General features: G+C 43.1%; 22 protein-coding genes. 20 read left to right on the top strand and 2 right to left on the bottom strand.

Annotation, left to right across the window (positions count from 1 at the left end; translation table 11 throughout):
* Positions 1-5 precede the first annotated feature (5 nt).
* The 15 genes from cysW (at position 6) to FXF70_RS10285 (ending at position 13,433) form a co-directional block, all read left to right on the top strand.
* The gene (gene cysW / locus FXF70_RS10355; protein ID WP_017359152.1) at positions 6-875 is read left to right on the top strand and encodes a sulfate ABC transporter permease subunit CysW; all 870 of its coding nucleotides are present in this window, start codon (positions 6-8) and stop codon (positions 873-875) included.
* A 15-nt stretch (positions 876-890) separates the two neighbouring features.
* Entirely contained in the window at positions 891-1,622 is a 732-nt protein-coding gene (locus tag FXF70_RS10350) for a sulfate/molybdate ABC transporter ATP-binding protein (protein ID WP_170916879.1), read from the top strand.
* A 240-nt stretch (positions 1,623-1,862) separates the two neighbouring features.
* The gene (locus FXF70_RS10345) at positions 1,863-2,330 is read left to right on the top strand and encodes a PTS sugar transporter subunit IIA (protein ID WP_008346265.1); all 468 of its coding nucleotides are present in this window, start codon (positions 1,863-1,865) and stop codon (positions 2,328-2,330) included.
* 50 nt (positions 2,331-2,380) lie between these two features.
* Entirely contained in the window at positions 2,381-3,754 is a 1,374-nt protein-coding gene (locus FXF70_RS10340) for a PTS galactitol transporter subunit IIC (protein ID WP_007498866.1), read from the top strand.
* Positions 3,755-3,773: 19 nt separating this feature from the next.
* Entirely contained in the window at positions 3,774-4,052 is a 279-nt protein-coding gene (locus FXF70_RS10335) for a PTS sugar transporter subunit IIB (protein WP_008346262.1), read from the top strand.
* Between the two features lie 62 nt (positions 4,053-4,114).
* Positions 4,115-4,561: a hypothetical protein gene (locus FXF70_RS10330; RefSeq protein ID WP_017359148.1), complete on the top strand. Its 447-nt coding sequence runs from the start codon at positions 4,115-4,117 to the stop codon at positions 4,559-4,561.
* Positions 4,558-5,589, top strand: coding sequence for an alcohol dehydrogenase catalytic domain-containing protein (locus FXF70_RS10325; protein ID WP_045034933.1), 1,032 nt, complete (start codon positions 4,558-4,560; stop codon positions 5,587-5,589). The genes FXF70_RS10330 and FXF70_RS10325 overlap by 4 nt, the downstream gene beginning before the upstream one ends.
* 180 nt (positions 5,590-5,769) lie before the next feature.
* Positions 5,770-6,753 (top strand): pyruvate dehydrogenase (acetyl-transferring) E1 component subunit alpha, encoded by a 984-nt coding sequence (gene pdhA, locus FXF70_RS10320; protein ID WP_008346257.1) that lies wholly within the window; start codon positions 5,770-5,772, stop codon positions 6,751-6,753.
* A gap of 31 nt (positions 6,754-6,784) precedes the next feature.
* On the top strand, positions 6,785-7,765 hold the full coding sequence (locus tag FXF70_RS10315; RefSeq protein ID WP_026050078.1) for an alpha-ketoacid dehydrogenase subunit beta: 981 nt from the start codon (positions 6,785-6,787) through the stop codon (positions 7,763-7,765).
* Positions 7,766-7,782: 17 nt separating this feature from the next.
* Entirely contained in the window at positions 7,783-9,105 is a 1,323-nt protein-coding gene (locus FXF70_RS10310; protein WP_148780204.1) for a dihydrolipoamide acetyltransferase family protein, read from the top strand.
* A gap of 12 nt (positions 9,106-9,117) precedes the next feature.
* A complete protein-coding gene (gene lpdA / locus FXF70_RS10305; protein ID WP_008346251.1) occupies positions 9,118-10,500 on the top strand; it encodes a dihydrolipoyl dehydrogenase in 1,383 nt (460 codons plus the stop codon).
* Between the two features lie 31 nt (positions 10,501-10,531).
* A complete protein-coding gene (locus tag FXF70_RS10300) occupies positions 10,532-11,227 on the top strand; it encodes an SDR family NAD(P)-dependent oxidoreductase (RefSeq protein ID WP_017367080.1) in 696 nt (231 codons plus the stop codon).
* A complete protein-coding gene (locus FXF70_RS10295) occupies positions 11,205-11,990 on the top strand; it encodes an SDR family NAD(P)-dependent oxidoreductase (RefSeq protein WP_148780314.1) in 786 nt (261 codons plus the stop codon). The genes FXF70_RS10300 and FXF70_RS10295 overlap by 23 nt, the downstream gene beginning before the upstream one ends.
* A 93-nt stretch (positions 11,991-12,083) precedes the next feature.
* Entirely contained in the window at positions 12,084-13,040 is a 957-nt protein-coding gene (locus FXF70_RS10290) for a sugar-binding transcriptional regulator (protein WP_007498849.1), read from the top strand.
* Between the two features lie 63 nt (positions 13,041-13,103).
* Positions 13,104-13,433, top strand: a complete 330-nt coding sequence (locus FXF70_RS10285) for a hypothetical protein (RefSeq protein ID WP_008358910.1) — start codon at positions 13,104-13,106, stop codon at positions 13,431-13,433.
* Positions 13,434-13,446: 13 nt separating this feature from the next.
* Here FXF70_RS10285 and FXF70_RS10280 read toward each other — a convergent pair whose 3' ends face one another.
* Positions 13,447-14,772, bottom strand: a complete 1,326-nt coding sequence (locus tag FXF70_RS10280) for an APC family permease (RefSeq protein WP_019743458.1) — start codon at positions 14,770-14,772, stop codon at positions 13,447-13,449.
* Between the two features lie 329 nt (positions 14,773-15,101).
* Here FXF70_RS10280 and FXF70_RS10275 point away from each other — a divergent pair, with 329 nt between their 5' ends.
* Positions 15,102-16,052: a ring-cleaving dioxygenase gene (locus tag FXF70_RS10275; protein WP_025207212.1), complete on the top strand. Its 951-nt coding sequence runs from the start codon at positions 15,102-15,104 to the stop codon at positions 16,050-16,052.
* A gap of 42 nt (positions 16,053-16,094) precedes the next feature.
* Here FXF70_RS10275 and FXF70_RS10270 read toward each other — a convergent pair whose 3' ends face one another.
* On the bottom strand, positions 16,095-17,414 hold the full coding sequence (locus FXF70_RS10270; protein ID WP_148780203.1) for a S1C family serine protease: 1,320 nt from the start codon (positions 17,412-17,414) through the stop codon (positions 16,095-16,097).
* Positions 17,415-17,583: 169 nt separating this feature from the next.
* Between FXF70_RS10270 and proG the strand changes: the two genes are divergently transcribed.
* The 4 genes from proG to FXF70_RS10250 all read left to right on the top strand — a co-directional run bounded on the left by proG (position 17,584) and on the right by FXF70_RS10250 (position 21,335).
* The gene (gene proG, locus FXF70_RS10265; protein ID WP_061418776.1) at positions 17,584-18,408 is read left to right on the top strand and encodes a pyrroline-5-carboxylate reductase ProG; all 825 of its coding nucleotides are present in this window, start codon (positions 17,584-17,586) and stop codon (positions 18,406-18,408) included.
* 189 nt (positions 18,409-18,597) lie between these two features.
* Entirely contained in the window at positions 18,598-19,422 is an 825-nt protein-coding gene (locus tag FXF70_RS10260) for a M55 family metallopeptidase (RefSeq protein ID WP_113747293.1), read from the top strand.
* A gap of 18 nt (positions 19,423-19,440) precedes the next feature.
* Positions 19,441-20,376, top strand: a complete 936-nt coding sequence (locus tag FXF70_RS10255) for an ABC transporter permease (RefSeq protein ID WP_008346233.1) — start codon at positions 19,441-19,443, stop codon at positions 20,374-20,376.
* The gene (locus FXF70_RS10250) at positions 20,373-21,335 is read left to right on the top strand and encodes an ABC transporter permease (RefSeq protein WP_148780202.1); all 963 of its coding nucleotides are present in this window, start codon (positions 20,373-20,375) and stop codon (positions 21,333-21,335) included. The genes FXF70_RS10255 and FXF70_RS10250 overlap by 4 nt, the downstream gene beginning before the upstream one ends.
* Positions 21,336-21,339: the final 4 nt, after the last annotated feature.

Here is a 21,339-nt window from a genome sequence, read left to right as displayed (position 1 = left end):
GACGATTGGAAAGGGAGCTTCTTAAAGAGCACCGCATCAAGTACAGGAGTCCTGTGACGGAATCAAAAGCGGTGAAGAGTATGTTGATTAGTGTGGTGTATGCTTTTTTGATTTTGTTTTTACTCATGCCGTTGATTGCTGTGTTTTCAAAGGCTTTTGAGAAAGGATGGAGTTCTTATCTTCTTGCCATCTCACATCCAGACACGCTTGCGGCAATTAAATTGACTGTTTTCATTGTGATGATCACATTGCCGCTTCAAATGATTTTTGGGATCAGTGCTGCTTGGCTCATCACAAAATTTCATTTCCCGGGAAAACGTTTGTTAACGACTGTCATTGATCTTCCGTTTGCGGTGTCACCTGTCATTGCAGGACTTGTATTTGTACTTTTATTTGGTTCAAATGGACTTTTAGGACCGTGGCTTTTAGCAAATGGATGGAAAGTGATTTACTCTGTACCGGGGATGATTCTTGCGACCATCTTTGTGACATTTCCTTTTGTTGCGAGAGAGTTAATTCCGTTTATGCAAAATGAAGGCATTCATGAGGAAGAAGCATCGCTTACGCTTGGTGCCAGTGGGTGGAAGACCTTTTTCCTTGTGACACTTCCAAATATAAAATGGGCCCTTTTTTACGGCGCCATTTTAGCGGGGGCTAGGGCAATTGGTGAATTTGGTGCAGTGTCGGTTGTATCTGGTCATATCCGCGGAATGACGAATACGATGCCGCTTCATATAGAAATTCTATACAACGAGTATCAATTCCAAGCGGCTTTTGCTGTGGCCTCTCTCATGGCGTTTGTAGCGGTCATTACATTAATCATCAAGCAGATCATTCAGCAGAGAGATCACAGGCTTGGCAAGCGTTCAAAATGAATGGAGGGATCAGCCTTGGGGATTACAGCGAAACAAATATCAAAGCAATTTGGGCAGACGAAGGTTTTGCAAAACGTGGATTTGACGATCGGAAATGGGGAATTAATATCCTTACTAGGACCATCAGGATCAGGTAAGACGACTTTATTAAGAATTATTGCAGGGCTTGATGATGCGAATGCAGGACAGATCTTATTTGGAGAACAGGATTATACTCACATCCCAGTGCGAAAACGGCAAATTGGTTTTGTCTTTCAGCAATATGCACTTTTTCGAAATATGACGGTATTTGATAATGTGGCTTTTGGATTGAAGATGAAACCTAGAGGTGAAAGGCTGCCTAAAAAAGACATCAAAGAGCGGGTGCATGAGCTGCTGAAAGTCGTTCAATTAACGCAGTATGCACACCGTTATCCAGAGCAGCTGTCAGGTGGACAAAAGCAACGTGTAGCACTTGCACGTGCTCTAGCCGTTAAACCGAAAGCTCTTCTCTTAGATGAACCTTTTGGTGCACTAGATTCAAAGGTGAGAAAAGACTTAAGACATTGGCTGAAAAAAGTTCATCAAGAATTTCAAATGACGACCATCTTTGTGACGCATGATCAAGAAGAAGCGTTTGATATCGCTGATCGTGTTGTGGTGATGAATGAGGGCAGAATCGAAAAAATCGGCACAAAAAAAGAAATGGCAGAGCAGACAGACAACCTTTTTGTAGCTGAATTTTTAGATATAGGAAGCCATATTTAACAAGAAGTTGATGTGATGTAATGAAAGAGATGCGGCAAAAAGCTGCATCTTTTTTTATAAAAATTTTCCTAGGAACATTGACTTATAATTTCGAATATTATAATATCTTTACAAAGGTAACAGTATTGAACATTTTATAAAACATCCATTTGTAAGCGCTTTAAAAAAGGTTCTATTTTAAAATGTTCATTCTTTTTGTTACATGTGTTCATATTTATACCAAATGAAAGGGGTGGTTGTTTGAACAGTTTGTTTGAGTTAGATCAACAGCTGATTGAGCTGCAATACGAAGCATCTTCAAGTGAGGAGGTGACTGCCTATTTAGCAGAAAGGTTAGAAACTGGAGGTTATATTAAATCGAGCTTTTTACCAGCAGTGCTTGAAAGAGAAAAAACATATCCGACCGGTCTTCCTCTTGCGACCTTTGGGGTAGCCATTCCCCATACAGATCCTGAACATGTAAACAAACCGGCGATCAGTGTAGCGACATTAAAGGAACCTGTTATTTTTCATAAGATGGGAAGCCCTCATGAGACAGTTCAAGCCAAAATTGTGTTCGTTCTGGCAATCTCTGAACCTAGTAAGCAGCTCGTGATGTTAGAGAAACTGATGACGCTTTTCAGAAAAGAAGAAGTGATGACAAGTTTATCTCACATGACATCGTATGAAGAAGCTGTTGATGTACTTCAAAAAGAATTAAACCAATAGCTATTCATGACATAATGTAAGCGCTTTATTTAAAATCAGGAGGTGGATGTATGATCAAGCAAGCCGTCGATTTCATCTTAGACTTAGGGCCAACAATTATGCTCCCAATTATTATGACGTTATTCGGTATGATTTTAAGGCAAGGATTTAAAAAATCCTTCCGTGCAGGTATTACGATCGGAATTGGATTTGTCGGGGTCAATCTTGTCATTAATTTACTCGTAAGCGGTCTTGGACCAGCAGCCAAAGCCATGGTCAATTCTCTTGGATTAAAGCTTGATATTTTAGATGTCGGCTGGCCGATTGGAGCCGCCATTTCATTTGGTACACCTGTTGCCCCTTTGATGATTCCTCTTGTGCTCTTGTTAAATGTCATTTTGCTGTCTGTTAACTTTACGAAAACATTGAATGTGGATATTTGGAATTTCTGGCATTTGATTTTCGCTGCTTCTGTTACTTACTACGCTTATCATAATATGTTCTTAGCCCTTGCCGTTGGTTTAATCGTTTCTGCGATTACACTAAAACTAGCCGATTGGACGGCACCGACGATCGAACACCATTTCGGATTAAAAGGCGTATCGATGGCTCATGCTGAAACGGTCAACTTCGCTCCGCTGATGTATGCGTCAAACCGAGTGATTGATAAAATCCCTGGTTTAAACAAAATTCATGCGGATCCAGAAACTTTGAAAAAACGTTTTGGCATCTTTGGTGAACCGCTTGTGATGGGTCTTATACTTGGTATCATTATTGGTCTTCTTGGTGGCTATGATGCAAAAGGTGTCATGACCCTTGGAATTCAAATGGCTGCAGTGCTTGTGTTAATGCCAAGAATGGTTGCTTTATTAATGGAAGGACTTATTCCAATCTCTGAGGGTGCTCGTTCTTATATTCAAAAGCGTTTCCCTGGAAAAAATGTGTATATTGGTTTGGATACAGCGATTGTCATTGGTCATCCAGCGAATATGGCTGTAGCCCTTTTGATGGTGCCAATCACCATTTTGCTCGCTGTTGTCCTTCCTTACAATGGTATGCTGCCGTTTGCAGACTTATCGGTTCTGCCATTTACAGTGGTATGGGCAGTAGCAGCCGCTCGTGGAAATATTATTCGCGGCCTCATTAACAGTATTTTTACTTTAATGATTGTTTTCTTCATTGCAACGAACCTTGCACCACTCGCCACAACAATGGGGAAAGCAGTTGGTTTCGATTTCCCAGAAGGGGCAAATATGATTTCTGGTATTGATCTCGGTTCTCACGTCATTCCTTGGATCATGGTGAGACTTCTTGATCCGAGCAATCCTTACTTCATTGCAGCGATTGTCTGTGCACTGGCATATGCGCTTCTTTGGTACTGGGTGCGAAATGATATTAAAAAGCAGTATGCAAAAGAAATGGGCTTAGATCAGAAAGATCAATAAATGAGCTGGAGGGATTCTCATGGCAAAAAAAATATTAGTATCTTGCGGAACGGCAGTTGCGACGTCAACGGTTGTGGCAAAAAAGGTAGAAGAGACATTAAAGGAAAAAGGATACGATGTCATCGTTGAACAATGTAAGGCATCTGAGGTTCCGCAGAAAGCGGAGGGTGCTGATTTAATTGTGACGACAACGCCTGTTAGTGATACAAAAGGAACACCTGTGATTCAAACGTTATCTTTTTTAACGGGATTTGGTATTGAAGAAGATATTGAAAAAATTATCGATCATATTAAGTGAACGATGATTGCGTGGAGGAGCTGCGAAAGCTCCTTCCATGTCATTTGAAAGGAGGAGCTCTCATGCAGCAGCATGCTTATAGCCGAACGTCTGCCATGTTTTCTATTTTCCTTCCGGCCTTGTTAATATGTGTGTTTTTTCTCTGGTCTCTTTATACGTTGATGTCGGCAGGACCTGAGCCATTAGCTGTGTTAGGTGTCTATACGCTGCCTATCCTTATGCTTTCTAGCATCACAGGCCTGAATCAGCCAACGAATATCATGATTAGTGAAGATGAGCTGAAAATAGGTGCTTTTGGTAGGTGGCACACATATGCCGTGTCCGATATTAAAGGAACATTGTTTTTAAAACCATATCCTCATATCGGGAAAGTATATGTCAGAGTGGGACCTGCGCGAATATTTGGCGGACGCTACTGGATTTCAAGTGAGATGAGTGAGTACAAGCAGCTCGTTCAATCCTTGCAGAGTCTTGCGACATGTGATGAAAAGGAGGATGCGGCTAAATGAAATCAGCTGTCTTTTATTCTTCAGAGGACATTCGTTACGAGGAGCGGAAGCGGCCAGCCATTGGTGATGATGAAGTATTATTAAAAATGCGTGCCTGCGGCTTATGCGGGACGGATATTTATAAAGCGACACATGAGACGGTACCTCCTGGCACAGTGCTAGGGCATGAAATCGCTGGTGACATTATCGAAACAGGCCGTCACGTCACACATGTTCAAACGGGAGACAGGGTGTATGTAGCGCATCATGTCCCTTGCTTTACTTGTGACTTTTGTCAAAGAGGATTTTATACAATGTGCCCGCAATTTGCAGCCACAAATGTAGAGCCGGGCGGTTTTTCGGAATATATTCGTGTTCCTGCTTTACATGTTAAGCATACAATGGGCAAGCTCCCACATGGCGTCTCATATGAACAAGGAGCGATGGTTGAACCGGTTGCCTGCTGTCTTCACGGCTTTGAAAGGGCGCCCGTTCATCCTGGAGATTCTGTCTTGATTCTTGGAGCGGGGCAAATTGGCTGCATTCAATTACAGCTTGCCAAATATTATTTGGCTGGAAAAGTGTTGATCACAGACGTAAATGAGAACAGGCTCCTTCAAGCAAGAAATCTTGGGGCGGACGTCGCCTTTCATCCAGCATCTGAGCCAGTAGAAAACCGCGTCATGAAAGAAACAGATGGAAAGGGAGCGGACCTTGTCATTATTTCTGTGGGGAGCAGTGCGCTTTTAAAAGAAGCATTTCAAGCTGTTGCAAGAGGCGGAACGATTTTGGTCTTTGCTCACTTTCCGAAAGGGGATGTCTCCATTCCAGCAGAACGTTTTTTCCATGATGAAGTGAAAGTAGTCGGAGCTTATTCGTCGCATCCATACCATTATCGTGAAGCGCTGGAGCTCTTAAAAGCAAAGGTCGTTCATACAGAAAAAATGGTGACGCATCGATATCCATTAAGTCAGCTTCGTCAGGCGATAGAATGCGCTAGGCATCCAGAAGGTGAAAGCGTCAAAATCATGATGTATCCAGATGAATGAGAATGTACGAGATGGAGAGAAAGAGAAGGTCTTTGGAAAAGGGCTTTGCCTTTCTCTTTTTTTCTGAAAAAAGATGAAAACGCTTAAAAAATAAACGGAAATGCTTGACTTCAATGAGAGTTAAACGTATGATAATTACAAATGTAACATATAAGAACAAATGTAAAGGGGAGAGAAGAAATGCAAAAACAAATCACTTTGCCTGAACAGATTAGTCATGAGAAATTAGCAGATTTATATAAACAAATGTGGTTAGTAAGATATTTTGATGAAAAGGTCGATCAATTCTTTGCTAAAGGATTAATCCATGGAACGACCCATTTATGTGTTGGACAGGAAGCATCGGCTGTTGGATCTATTGCTGTGTTAAAGGATGAAGATAAGATTGTCAGTACACACCGCGGACATGGTCACTGTATTGCAAAAGGTGCAGAGGTCAATAAAATGATGGCTGAACTATTCGGACGTGAAACAGGTTACTGCAAAGGAAAAGGCGGTTCCATGCATATTGCCGATTTAGAAAAAGGAAACCTTGGGGCAAATGGAATTGTTGGCGGCGGTATTCCGCTTGCAACAGGTGCGGCGCTCACGTCCAAGATGAAAAAGGAAGGCTTTGTGGTCCTTTGTTTCTTCGGAGACGGTGCCACAAATGAAGGTAGCTTCCATGAGGCGCTGAATCTTGCTTCCATTTGGGATTTACCTGTTGTGTTTATTTGTGAAAACAACCAATACGGCATGTCTGGTCCTGTGAAAGAAATGATCAACATTGAAGACATCTCAACGAGAGCAGAAAGCTACGGAATGCCAGGGAAAACAGTTGATGGAAATGACATGGTTGAGATCATGAATACAGTAGATGAAGCGGTAAGCCGTGCAAGAGCTGGAGAAGGGCCATCACTCATTGAAATGAAAACGTATCGCTGGAAGGGTCACTCAAAGAGTGATGCGAAAAAATACCGTACACGTGAAGAAGAGACAGAATGGAGACAAAAAGACGGAATTAAACGCTTTAAGTCACTCTTAATGGAGCTAGATGTTCTGACAGAAGAACAGGCTGCTCGTTTACAAGAAGAAGCGAAGCAAGAGATCGAGGCATCTGTTGAATTTGCGAAAAATAGTAAAGAACCATCAATTGACACACTATTAGAGGATGTATACGCCTAATTAGGAGGGGAATCACGTGACAAACACGACAGTGAGAGAGATTTCATATTTAGAAGCCGTTCGAGAAGCAATGAGTCAGGAAATGAGAAAAAATCAAGATGTCTTCATTTTAGGTGAAGATATCGGCGTATACGGTGGCGCATTTGGTGTCACGCGCGGGATGATCGAGGAATTCGGTCCAGAACGCGTCCGCAATACGCCGATTTCAGAGGCTGCCATCGCAGGAGGCGCAGTCGGAGCGGCTTTGACAGGGATGCGTCCGATTTTAGAACTACAATTCTCTGACTTTATTACAATTGCAATGGATCAGCTTGTAAACCAAGCAGCGAAAACACGTTACATGTTTGGCGGAAAAGGAAAGGTGCCGCTTGTTGTCAGAACACCAGCAGGTTCCGGGACAGGTGCCGCAGCGCAGCACTCCCAAAGCTTAGAAGCGTGGATGGCTCATATTCCTGGACTAAAGGTGGTTCAGCCTTCAACAGCTTATGATGCAAAAGGACTTTTAAAAGCAGCAATGGATGATGACAACCCTGTCATTTTCTATGAACACAAGCTTTTATATAAAACAATTGGTGAAGTACCAGAAGAGCAGTATTCGATTCCTTTAGGGAAAGCGGATGTGAAGAGAAGCGGAAAGGACGTCACAATTGTCGCAACAGCCATTATGGTGCACAAAGCGCTCGAAGCAGCGAAGGAACTAGAAGCGGAAGGAATCGATGTCGAGATCATTGATCCGAGAACGCTCGTCCCATTAGATGAAGAAACCATTATTGAATCTGTGAAAAAAACAGGCAAATGTATCGTTGTGCATGAGGCAGTGAAACGCGGCGGCTACGGCGGAGAGATTGCGAGTATGATAGCGGAGAGTGAAGCCTTCGACTATTTAGATGCACCTATTAAACGACTTGGCGGTCTTGCCGTCCCAATACCGTACAACCCAACGCTGGAAAAAGCAGTCATTCCACAAGTGCCAGATATTATTGAAGCAGCAAAAGAGCTCGTGCGCTCTTAAGTAAAGGGGAGAAGATCATGCCAAAAGAGATATTTATGCCGAAGCTAAGCAGTACGATGGAGATCGGTACCTTGCTTCAATGGTTTAAAGAAGAAGGAGATTCGGTTGAAATCGGTGAGCCTCTATTTGAAATTATGACAGACAAAATCAATATCGAGGTTGAAGCCTATGATGATGGCGTTTTTCTAAAGAAATATTACGAAGCAGATGATCAGATTCCAGTCAATGCTGTCATTGGATATATCGGAGAGGCAAATGAGCAGGTACCGAGCGAGCCGCCAGCGCAGTCAGATGAAGCATCTTCTGAAGACAGCGGAACGTCATCACCATCTGAATCATCTGTTTCGACTGACGTTGAACCAACGGTGAGTGAGAAAGTACGCGCAACACCTGCAGCGAGAAAAACGGCAAAAGATCACCAAGTTGCCATTCACGAAGTATCTGGTACAGGACCAAAAGGCAGAATTCAAAAACGGGATGTCGAAGCGGCCCTTCATACGAACGAGGAAGGCCAGCGCGTATCACCACTTGCAGGAAAAGTGGCTGCTCGTGAAGGAATCGACTTAGCGAATGTTGCTGGTTCTGGCGCTCACGGCAAAATCATGAAGAGTGATGTGACAGCAGCAGGCGCACTAAAGGCAGAGGCTGCTCCAGTGAGAACACAAAAACTAGCCGGGATGAGAAAAGTGATCGCAGATCGCATGTCACAAAGTGCCTTTACAGCGCCGCACGTCACATTAACAAGTGAAATTGATATGACAAAAGCAAAAGAAGTGCGCAAACAGCTGCTCCCAGCGATAGAAAAAGAGACAGGCTACAGATTGTCGTTTACAGAAATCATCATCCATGCGGTCAGCAGTGTCCTCACGCGCCATCCGCAAATCAATATGACGTTTGAACAAAATGAGCTCCATTTCCATGAGGATGTGCACATTGGTCTTGCGGTTGCTGTGAAAGACGGCTTAATGGTTCCGGTCATCTCTCATGCAAATCAAAAAGGGCTGAAACAGCTCACAAAAGAAGCAAAAGAAATTGGTCGAAATGCACGCGATCAAAAACTGCTGCCAGACCAGTTGAAGGGGTCTACTTTTACCATTAGTAACTTAGGGATGTATGCCATTGACACGTTTACCCCAATTATTAATCAGCCGGAAGTGGCGATTTTAGGCGTTGGACGCATTCAAGAAAAACCTGTAGTGATCGATGGAGAAATTCAGGTGCGGCCAATGATGGGCGTCAGTTTATCATTTGATCATCGAGTGGTAGATGGTGCACCAGCAGCAGCCTTTTTAACAGACCTTAAAAAAGTGCTTGAACAACCATTTGAATTGCTAATGTAGGAGATGAATCGGATGACAAAAACGTATGATCTGACAGTCATTGGCGGAGGGCCTGGCGGGTACACTGCCGCCCTTCAAGCCGCTGAACGTGGACACAAGGTTGCATTGATTGAAGAGGATTTTCTAGGGGGGACTTGTTTAAATCGAGGCTGTATCCCTTCAAAGACACTGCTCAAACATGCAGAAGTCATTGAATCCATTGAGAAAGCAAAAAGCTGGGGAATCGAAACAGGTGAGATGGTTCTTTCCTTCGATAAAATGAGAAAACGTAAAGATGATGTCATCGAAAAACTCAGGGGTGGAATCGCCTTTTTATTAAAGCAAGGAAAGATTGATGTATATAACGGCAGAGGAACAGCTGTGACAAAAAATCGCATTGACATTGAAAAACAAGATGGGTCAGAAACGATTGAAACAAAAGAGCTGATCATTGCCACTGGCTCATCACCTGCTATTCCGCCTATTCCAGGGCTCAAAGAGATTCAATTTGACACAAGTGATACGATCTTTGACATCCCAGATATTCCTGCATCTGTCGTCATTATTGGCGGGGGTGTAATTGGTCTTGAGCTGGCATGCATCTTCCAGAGTCTCCAATCAAAAGTCACCATTATAGAAGCCGCTCCGTCGATTATTCCGCAGGAAGATGAAGAAGCGTCGAAATTACTAGAAAAAGAATTGAAGAAAAAAGGCATCCATATCGCAAAGAAAACGACGGTGACAGAAGTAACAGAAAGCGAAGGAGTCAAAGCGATTCATGCGACAGACGATAAAGGAGAGACGCACATCTTTACGGCTGAAAGACTGTTAGTTTGTGTCGGAAGAAGACCAAATGTATCTGCTGTCAGTCAGCTGGATCTTCAGCTGGATGGCCCTTTTATTAAAGTAAACGACGAGATGAAGACAAGTGCTGAAGGTGTATATGCAATTGGCGATGTAGCCGGCGGCTATCAGCTCGCTCATGCGGCGATGGCAGAGGCAGCCGTTGCAGTTAGCAATATATGCGGCGAGCCTGAAAGAATGAATCACGACATCGTTCCTAGATGTATTTATACATTGCCAGAGGTAGCGAGTGTTGGACTGACTGAGAAAGAGGCGAAAGCCAAAGGGCTGAACGTGCGGGCAGAGCGATTTGATTTAGCTGCAAGCGGAAAAGCGTTGGCAGCAGGTGTTCAAACAGGTTTTATTAAACTCGTGTACGATACCGTATATGGTGAAGTCATTGGTGCTACAATGGTTGGTCCGCACGTAACGGAGATGATATCAGAGGCTTCCTCATTTATGTATTTAGAAGGAACAGCTGAAGAGATGGCCAAAATGATTCACCCGCATCCAACCATCTCAGAAGGCTTTTATGAAGCAGCTCTTGATATTGTGAGTAAGCTGAGAAAATAAATGCCAAACAAGGGATAGGGAGGAGATCCGTGTGCACGTCCAGCTTCATCAGAAAGTGGCACTTGTGACAGATAGCACAGATGGATTTGGAGAAGCCATCTGCCTGGCTTTGGCCCGGGCAGGTGCACATGTTTTCATACACGCTTTTCGTGATGAATCAAAAGCAAAGTCGATAAGCGAAGACATTGAAAAATTAGGCGGCCAATCGACTGTTGTCATCAATCCGCTTGAGACACCGCGTGATGCCACGCTGATGCTAAGACAAGTCATCGATACATGCGGCAAACTTGATATTTTAGTCAATCAAGCCGAGCAAACAGCAGATGGGGAGATTGATGACGTAAGTCCTGAGATATGGGTCGATGAAGTGGAAAGGTCCGTAAATACAGTCTTTCTTTCCAGTCAAGCCGCAGTGTGGCATATGGTGGATCAGAAGAAGGGCTGCATCATTAATATTTCCTCATCAGGCAGCATAACAGGTGATGGCGGGATCTCACATGCTACATCAAATAGTATGTTGAATGCCATGACAAAAGGATTAGCGCGCGAATTTAAAGACAAAGGCATCCGGGTATTGGCACTACTTCCGCCGCCTCTCCATTTGCTTCCTGACAAAGAGCAAATCAAGGAGACGGTGGCTCATATGACGGTTTTCTTAAGTACATCGTACGGCGCATTTACAGATGGAGCAGCGATTATGCTTGATGGGGGTGAGAGCGCTGGCTAATCAACAAAAACCAGTTCTCATCGTAGGTGGCGCCCAAGGGATCGGCAAAGAAATTGCTCAGCGTTTTTTAAAAGAAGGGCATCGTGTAGCTGTGTCAGATATAGATGAACAGGGACTTTCGCTTTTAAAACAACAGCATCCTCAGCTGCTGACGTTCCAAGCTGACGTTTCATCGTGGGAAAGTGTTCAGCAGATGACGTCTGCAGCTGAAAGGGAGCTGGGTGGCATTGGGCATTTTGTCTATTCAGCAGGAATGACGAAATCCCTTCCTTTTTTAGATGTTGATTTTTCACTTTGGAAAAAGACACTGGCTGTGAATCTATATGGTCTTTTCTACTGCATCAAAGCATTAGCACCCTATCTATGTGAGCGGAAAGAAGGTAGCGTCGTCATTATTGGATCAGGATCTGCGATAACAGGCTCTGGCGGCGGCATCCAGTATTACGCGTCAAAAGCCGGGGCATTTGGTCTCATGCGTTCGCTTGTAAAGGAATTGGGTTCCCATCATGTCCGCATCAATGTCATTGCACCACGCGTCATTGAATCTCAGATGCTTGATACGCTCTATCCGACTGAGCTTGAGAAAAGTCAGCTTCGATCACTTATTCCTATCGGGAGATTAGGAAAACCGGAAGATATTGCTGGAGTCACTTTATTTCTCGCAAGTGATGAGGGAAGCTATTTGCACGGACAGATACTGTTATTAGACGGCGGGAGAACGTATCAGCCTAAATATAGCGAGGGAAAAAGAGCGGAGAGTTGATCGCTCTTTTTGTCATTTTCATAACAATTGTTCCAATTAGAAACGAATGTTTGGTATACTGGTAATCATAGTATATTAAAAGGATGATGTCACATGCTGAATTGGGAAGAAAGACGACAGCTCGTCAAGGTTGCTCATCTTTATTATACAGACGGGTGGACGCAGCAAGAGATTGCAAAAAAGCTCAATGTCTCAAGACCAGTCATTTCAAAGCTCTTACAAAAAGCAAAAGATGTAGGAATCGTTGAAGTGTACATTAAAGACGAAAGTATTCATACAGTGGAACTTGAAAAGCAGCTGGAAACGACTTTTCAATTAACGGATGCTGTCGTTGTCCCAAGTGTCGGGACAATGTCTGAGATGGTCAAACGGGCAGTCGGTCAAGCGGGCGCCTATTATCTTTCTAAAAACATGAAAGGCGCTGAGAAAATCGGTATTTCATGGGGAACCACACTTGCCGAGCTCGTGAAGGAATATCCATTTGAGCGAAGAAACGATGTCAAAGTCATTCCTTTAGAGGGCGGAATGGGCAGGCAGGCAGTCGACATTCACGCGAATCAGCTGGCATATGAGCTGGCAAAGAAGATGAATGGTACGTGTTCCTATTTATATGCACCTGCGATTTTAGAAACAGAAGAATTAAAAGAGCGGCTGATGGCGATGCAGGACATAGAAGCTGTGCTTGAAGAAGGCAGAAATGTTGATATTGCCCTGATCGGTATTGGGAATCCGCATAAAGGCTCTACATTGAAAACAGTCGGTTATTTAAAAGAAGAGGATTTGTCTGGTTTAAGGCAATCAGGAGCTGTTGGTGATATTGGTTTTCGTTTCTTTGACGGGGAAGGGAAACCAGTCCAAGATGAGCTGAACCAAAAGGTGATTGGATTATCGTTAGAACAATTAAAGAGCGTGAAAAAAGTCATCGCAGTTGTAGAAGGAACCCATAAGGCTGAAAGTATTTTAGGGGCCTTAAACGGCGGCTTTATTCAGGTGCTCGTCACCGATGAATTGACTGCGGCAGCTATTTTAAAGGAAGCATCTGTCCAATAAACAGCTGACAGCTATCGTATTGTATAAAAAGAGCAACATCAAACGAGAAAGGGGCTGTGTATCTTGAAGAAAACCGAAATGGAAGCAAACCTACACTGTACTCGGTGCCAAGAAGAGACCCTCCACAGCATCGTTTATGTGAATGATCAGATGAAAAGCGTTGAGTGTACAGAGTGTCATCAGAAGATCAGTGTGCAAGTCGACATCATGAAGGAATTTTACAAAGAAGTATATGAAAAAATTGCCACAAAGCCGAAGCGGATGACGCAGGAGTATAAGGCGAATCTGAATGGATTTATTTCAAGACTCCCCATCCGGGTTTTAAGTAAGCCATACCGGCTGATGAGATATTTAAACGAATCTTATAAGGTCATTAAGCAATATAAAAAATAAAGCAGAGGCTGTCTTAGCGCTCTGCTTTATTTTGTGTTTTTTTCATGTAGTAATAAATCGGCAGTCCAGCAATGCCGATCAGCATGGAGATCAGGCAGCTTTGCCAATCGGTGATCATGGTGCTGATTAAGACAAAGAAAGAGCCGATAATCGCAATGATCGGTGTGAGCGGGTAAAGTGGTACGCTATAAGCGCGCTTCATTCCCTTGTTTTGTTTTCTTAGCTTAAAGACAGCGAAAAAGGCCATCACATAAAAGATGTAAATCATGAAAATCGAAACCTCTGACAGCTTCTCAGGATTACTGACGATCATAAACACAATGGCAATCAAAATCTGTACAAATACAGCGATCCAAGGTGTTTGAAAAGTAGGATGAATGCGTGAAATGGCTTTGGCAAACGGAATTTGTTTTCGTTCTGCCATTGCAAAAATGACACGCGGGAACGAAAGAACCTTTCCATTCAAACAGCCAAAGATACTAATGATGATTCCGATACTAATAATTTTACCGCCAATGGGACCAAAGAGCATTGTAGCAGCTGTGCTTGTGGCATTTTCACCTAGTTGAACGATTTGATCAGCTGGTAACACATGCAAAAGGGCGATGTTAATAAAGAGATAACATGCTGTGACAATTAAAATACCGCCTGCCATCGCGCGAGGAAGCAGTTTCTCTGGATTTTTCATTTCACCGCCAAGCGCTGCAAGCAAAATCCAGCCATCATAGGCGAATAATGTTGCCAAAATTGCTGCACCGAAGTTCATCTGAGCGATACTCTCATTGACGGCTGTGAAAATATGTTCATTTCCTTTCCATAAGCCAAACACAATAATTGCTGCAATTGGAACAAGCTTTCCGATCGTGGTCAGTCCTTGGACAAAACCACCGTATTTCGTTCCCATGATGTTGATCACACATAAAAAAAGAACGGTGATAATGCCAATGGTTGTAGCCCATATAGATGAAAGAGAAAATAAATTAGCTAATAATGAACCAAAATAAAGACCAAGAGCACCAATAATCGCTGGTCCGTAAATAATAATTTGCACCCAGCCACATAAGTAGCCCCAAAATTCACCGTATACTTCTTCAAGATAGGCATATAAACCGCCAGTACGCGGGATTTGTGTACCAATTTCAGCGACTGTGAGTCCGCCTGCAAGGGTTAAGATCCCGCCTAACAGCCATGCGAATAAGGCGATGCCTGAGCTTCCTGAATAAGAAAGGACGTTGCCAGGCTTCATAAAAACGCCAGATCCAATAATTGTTCCGATGACAAGAGATAGGGCAAAAAATAAGCCGATGTCTTGTTTTAACGCTGGTTGTTCTTTGTTCATTACACACGACCTCCTGCATCACTTTCGTACGTTACTGTGACATGTATTTTGTTCATTGTAATACGATTTTAGGAAAACAAGAATTAAAAAAATTTTCTGATTTTCGTATTTGTATTTAAAAGTGTTCGTTTATTGGAGATATTAGGATGAATGTTATCTTAAAAGCGAACAATATAAGAATATATTTGATGTAATGTTAATTTAACGGGCGAAAACCGAACATCCAATAAAGATGCAGCCGAATGGTTGACTTTTCTTCTAAAATGACCTATTTTATTCATAAGGATATTATCTTGAATTCGAGATATTTTATAATAGGAGTGAACACAATGAAAATAAATGGGATTCACCACGTATCAGCACTAACAGCAAATGCTCAGAAAAACGTTGATTTCTACCGCCAAATCCTTGGCTTAAAACTGGTGAAAAAAACAGTCAATCAAGATGATCCATCGATGTATCATCTATTTTATGGAGATGAGGTCGCCTCACCTGGTACAGAGCTGACGTTTTTTGAAATACCGATGCTCGCCCGCCGGCTGGACGGAACAAATGCGATCTCACGCACAGGTCTGATTGTCACTTCAGAAGAGGCACTCACTTTTTGGGAAAAGCGCTTTGAAGAAAAAGGTGTAAAGAAAGAAACAGCTTCTTTAAGAGGCGGCAGACCTGCCTTGAAATTTACAGATCCAGAAGGACAGCAGCTGTTTTTGACTGTAGAACCAAGCGTGCAAGATGGAGCGAAGCCGCCAGTGCATGATGAGATTCCTGCTGATTTTGCGATCAGAGGTTTGGGACCAGTAGAATTAACAGTCGCAGAAGCAGATAAAACGATCAGTGTGTTAACGAGCATTCTTGGTTTCACAGAAAAAGCACGAGAACAATCAAATGATGGGGAAATCGTAACGATTTTTGAATCAGGACAAGGCGGAGCTGGAACAGAGATTCATGTCATTGAAAAAGCAGAAGGACCTGCTGAGCGATCTGGCAGAGGGAGTGTTCATCACGTAGCCTTTCGTGTAGCGGACGCAGAAGAGCTTGAAAAATGGCATGATAAAATAGCCAAAGCCGGTTTCACCAACTCTGGTGTTGTAGAACGTTTTTATTTCAAAGCCCTATATTTTAGAGAGCCAAACGGCATTTTGTTTGAAATCTCAACAGACGGTCCGGGATTTACAGTGGATGAAAGCGTGGATGAACTTGGTGATCAATTAGCACTTCCACCATTTTTAGAGCACAAACGAGCAGAAATTGAACAAAGATTGGTCCCAATCAAGTGAACATGAAAAAAGCAGCTCTTAAAAATTGAGCTGCTTTTTTCGTTAAGAGCTGACTTGCTTTGATTCAGATTGTGTTAATGTCACTTGTTTTGTTTCTTCTGTTCCATTACGAACGAGTGTGATGCTGATGGTATCTCCTACTTTTGCATTCGTGTAAAGCTCGTGGCGTAATTCACTGCCGGTTGTCACTTTTTTGCCATTGATGGCGGTGATGACATCCTCTGTCTTTAATCCAGCTTTGGCAGCAGGTGAGCCAGCAGCGATTTCTTTTACGTACACGCCTTTATCGAGCTGACTGCTTGTCAGTCCAAGCGTTTCCTTCTGATAAGCATCTGGTACTTGTTCGAGATCCAGCATGCTGATACCGATATAAGGTCGTTCGATTTTTCCTTTTGTGAGAAGCTGATCTGCAATTGGTTTGACATCATTGATTGGGAGCGCAAACCCGATACCTTCCACACCTGTTTCAGAAATTTTCATACTGGTGATCCCCACAACCTTTCCGTCTGTTGTTAACAGCGGCCCGCCGCTGTTGCCGGGGTTAATGGCGGCATCTGTTTGAATGACATTAATACTGCTTTCGCCAGCTGATGTATCCATAGACACTGTTCGATCGACACCGCTGACAATTCCTTGTGTCACTGTTCTTGATAAATCTTCACCAAGCGGATTTCCGATTGCAATGACGGTTTCTCCCGCACGAAGGGATGAGGAGTCTCCAAGTTCAGCGACTTTTGTAACGATGCTGCTGCTAATTTCCACGACAGCAAGATCAGTTAGCGGATCAGAGCCGACTACTTTTCCTTCCACCGTCTTGCCATTATGCAAGGAGACTGTTAATTTATTTGCTCCTTCAATCACATGGTTGTTTGTTAATACATAGGCTTTACTGCCAGATTTTTTGAAAATAACCCCTGATCCGGTACCGCTTTCTTGCTCTTGACTGCTACTGTTTTGATTTTGCTGTGATCCATCAAAAGGAGTGTTCATATCACCAAAATCTGAGGTTGTTTGACTTTGTGTTTGATAGTTTGTAATGCCGACGATGGCTGGCGATACGTTTTCGACCATATTGGAAATACTGCTGGTCGAATTGGATGTTTGTGACGCTGTTGTTTTTGACGAATTTGTACTTGTATCATTTGTTGATACAGCGGCTGTTTTCGTTGACGAATCAGTTGAATGATTTTCTGAATGCTGAGCATATGGAGTTAGAACGTAAACACCTAACGCTAACGTACCGCCTACAATCCCGCTGACAAATGGCTTCAGCCAGCCACTTGGCTTCTTCTGTGTTTTTTTCGGCTGTTCAATGGTTTGTAATTCATAAGAAGTGTGTTTTTCATCTTTGTGTTGTGTCATTAAGATCACTCTCTTTCATCGATTTTTACATGTATGTGTTCAAGATGTTTGACCGTATGTGGTGGATACTGACTTTATCGTAAGAAAAAAGTGTGGGATAAAAATGAAAACATTGTGGGAAATTGTTAAAATAAGTAGTGAATCTAAGCAAAATAGAGGAGATTAAACTGTGGAGACTATTGGAATCATTGGATATGGAAGCATGGCAGATATGATGGTACAAAAATGGCTGGATAAAGGAGTACTTCATGCAAGTCAGTTTATGATCCATACAAGAAGTGAAACGGAGCGTCTGCAACAGCTGAAAGAGAAGAACCAGCATGTCAACATTTGCTCTTTAGATGACATCTCTGCATCATGTGATGTCGTGTTTGTTTGTGTACCACCGCTTGCTGTACTTGATGTCTTAGATCAGCTGAGCCCCGCAAAGACATCTCTTCATATCGTATCAGTGGCAGCGGCTGTCACGTTAGACAAATTAATGCAACATACGAATCAGCCGGTGTCTAGATACATTCCCACTTTGACATCAGCCGTAGGAACGGGTGTATCCCTTGTGGCGCATGGTGAAACCGCTGGGCAGGAGGCGCAAGAACGACTCCACCGCCTGCTTTCAGCTTTTAGTATCGTCAGGGAAGTGGAGGAGGACCGGTTTGATGCGGCGAGTAATTTGACAAGCTCTTCTCCGGGCTTTATTGCAGCAATCTTTGAAGAAATGGCGAGAGCAGCTGTTCGGAATAGTGAGCTTTCTTTAGAAGAAGCCTATGAATTTTTAACATATGCGCTGCTCGGTACAGGACAAGTTCTTGTTGAACACGGACTGACATTTGCTGAAACGGTGAACAGGGTCGCAACAAAAGGCGGGATTACAGGAGAAGGCGCTGCAGTCATCCAGCAGCAGGCACCTCAAATGTTCGATGACTTGTTTACACAAACGATGAAAAAATATGCGCAGCTAAAATCGCAAATCGATGAAGCAGACAAACACCACTAAAGACATAGCTAGTGGTGTTTTTTCTGTCAAATAAATCCTTTCGCATCAATGCTTTTGACCTGTATTACCTGAGTCTAATTTCCTTATTTTCAGACATTGTATTGAAAAATCAATCAAGTTCTCATATAATTTTTTAGAAAATTTAGAAAAATATACACAAATTTTAAGTTTAATTAAAGGGGGATGGGGATGAAGCTCTATTTATCAGTCGATATGGAGGGAATTACTGGTCTAGCTGATCATACATTTGTTGATAGCCGCCAGCACAATTATGAGCGCGGGAGAAAAATCATGACAGGTGAAGTGAACGCCTGTGTAGAAGCTCTTCTTACACATGGGGCGACCGATATTTTAGTGAATGATAGCCATTCTAAAATGAATAATCTGTTGATTGAAGATTTGCATGAGGAAGCATCTCTCATATCAGGTGATGTAAAGCCTTATTCAATGGTCCAAGGATTAGATCAAACGTATGATGCCGCTGTTTTTTTAGGCTATCATGCAAGGGCATCAATGAAAGGTGTGATGTCTCACAGTATGATTTTTGGTGTCAGACATTTTTACATAGATGATCATCCAGTTGGTGAAATGGGCTTTAATGCGTATGTCGCAGGCTATTATGGTGTTCCGGTCATTCTTGTATGCGGAGACGATCAAGCGGCACTTGAAGCAGAAAAGTTAATGCCTGGCGTGAAAACAGTGGCGGTGAAAGAAACCATTTCAAGATCTGCTGTGAAATGCTTAACACCAGCGAAAGTGAGCACCCTCATCTCTCAGCAAGTGGAAGCTGCCATGAAACAAATTCATCAAATGAAGCCGCTCACGCCTCCTGAGCAGCCAGTGCTGAAAATCGAGTTTGCCAATTATGGACAAGCTGAATGGGCGAATTTAATGCCGGGTACGGCCATCATTGAAGGGACAACAACGGTGACGTACCAAGCGGAGAATATATTAGAAGCCTACCAAGCGATGCTTGTCATGACAGAGCTTGCCGCACGTACAACATTTTGTTAAGCGAGGGGGAGACAGCAGATGGCCAGCTTTTTGCTCAAGCGTTTGATTGCGATGATTGCCACGATTTTAACGATTACGACGTTAACGTTTATTTTAATGAAGGTCATCCCAGGATCGCCCTTCAATGAAGAACGAAATACAAACGAAACTGTCCAGCGAAACCTCGAAAGCTACTATCACTTAGACGAACCACTCTATGTTCAATATATGATCTATTTAAAATCCATCGTTACTTTTGATTTTGGTCCTTCCATTAAAAAGCCTTCTGAAAGTGTCAATGATTTATTGGCGAGAGGTTTTCCAGTCTCATTAGAACTTGGTCTTATCTCTATTTTGATTGCTGTCATCTCCGGCATCTTGCTCGGAATCATGGCTGCCCTCCGGCATAATGGCTTGATTGATTATATCGCCATGACGATTGCTGTTTTCGGTATATCCATACCAAACTTTATCTTTGCTACCTTATTAATTCAGCAGCTTGCTGTGAATGTAAAACTCTTTCCTACAGCGATGTGGACAAGTCCAATGCATATGGTGCTTCCTACCATTGCACTGGCGGTAGGTCCAATGGCGATCATTGCCCGATTAACGAGATCGAGCATGATTGAAGTGCTGTCGCAGGACTATATTCGAACTGCAAAAGCAAAAGGACTTTCCCCTTATAAAATTGTGTTTAAACATGCCCTGCGGAATGCACTTTTACCTGTCGTCACGATCCTCGGCACACTTGTCGCAAGTATTTTAACAGGCAGTTTTGTGATTGAAAAAATCTTTGCGATCCCTGGAATGGGAAAATACTTTGTCGAGAGTATTAATAACCGTGACTATCCTGTCATCATGGGAACCACTGTTTTTTACAGCATCATCTTAATTACCCTTCTTTTCATTGTAGATGTGACATATCGTCTGCTTGATCCAAGGATCCAACTGCATCAGAAAGGAGGAAAGGCATGAGCATACACCTTCAGCATGATCAAATGAATCAAGCGCATGAAGTGCCAGATGAATGGTTTGCGCCTAAAGAACAAAAGACATCTGAAGTCCATGCCATTAAAAGACCTTCACTTTCGTATTGGGCAGATACTTGGCGACGGTTAAAACAAAATAAACTCGCTATGTTTAGTTTATCGGTGCTGATTTTTCTTTTCGTCATGGCTATATTAGGCCCACTCCTTGCACCGAATAGTGTGACAGAACAGCGGCTTTCCATGCAAAACTTGCCACCGTCAGCTGCTCACTGGTTTGGAACAGATGAACTTGGACGTGATGTGTTTACACGTACTTGGTACGGCGCACGCATTTCATTATTTGTGGGCGTGATGGCCGCTCTCATTGATTTTGCAATCGGTGTCATCTATGGCGGTATTGCAGGCTATAAAGGCGGGAAGTATGACCATGTCATGATGCGGATCGTCGAGGTGCTTTACGGTCTGCCGTATTTACTCGTCGTCATTTTATTGATGGTCCTGATGGGGCCTGGGCTTGTCACTATTATTGTGGCGCTCACTGTCACAGGGTGGATCGGGATGGCAAGAATCGTGAGAGGTCAAGTCCTTCAGCTGAAAAGCCAAGAATATGTCCTTGCCTCGAAAACCTTTGGCGCAAAAAGTTTGCGCATCATCCGCAGAAATTTACTGCCGAATACGATGGGACCGATTATTGTCCAGATGACGCTAACTGTACCGACAGCGATCTTTGCTGAAGCATTCTTAAGTTTTCTCGGTTTAGGGATTCAAGCGCCGTTTGCAAGCTGGGGTGTGATGGCCAATGATGCCTTGCCGACAGTGCTGTCAGATAATGGTCACTGGTGGCGTTTATTCTTTCCGGCATTTTTTATTTCGCTGACGATGTTTTGCTTTAATAATTTAGGTGATGGCTTGCAAGATGCGCTTGATCCGAAGATGAAGAGGTGATGGC

The sequence above is a fragment of the Bacillus sp. Y3 genome (genome assembly GCF_008123875.1).
Classification (GTDB): domain Bacteria; phylum Bacillota; class Bacilli; order Bacillales; family Bacillaceae; genus Bacillus; species Bacillus altitudinis.
Note: the sequence above shows the minus strand (reverse complement) of the source record. Positions and strands in the feature narration are given on the sequence as shown.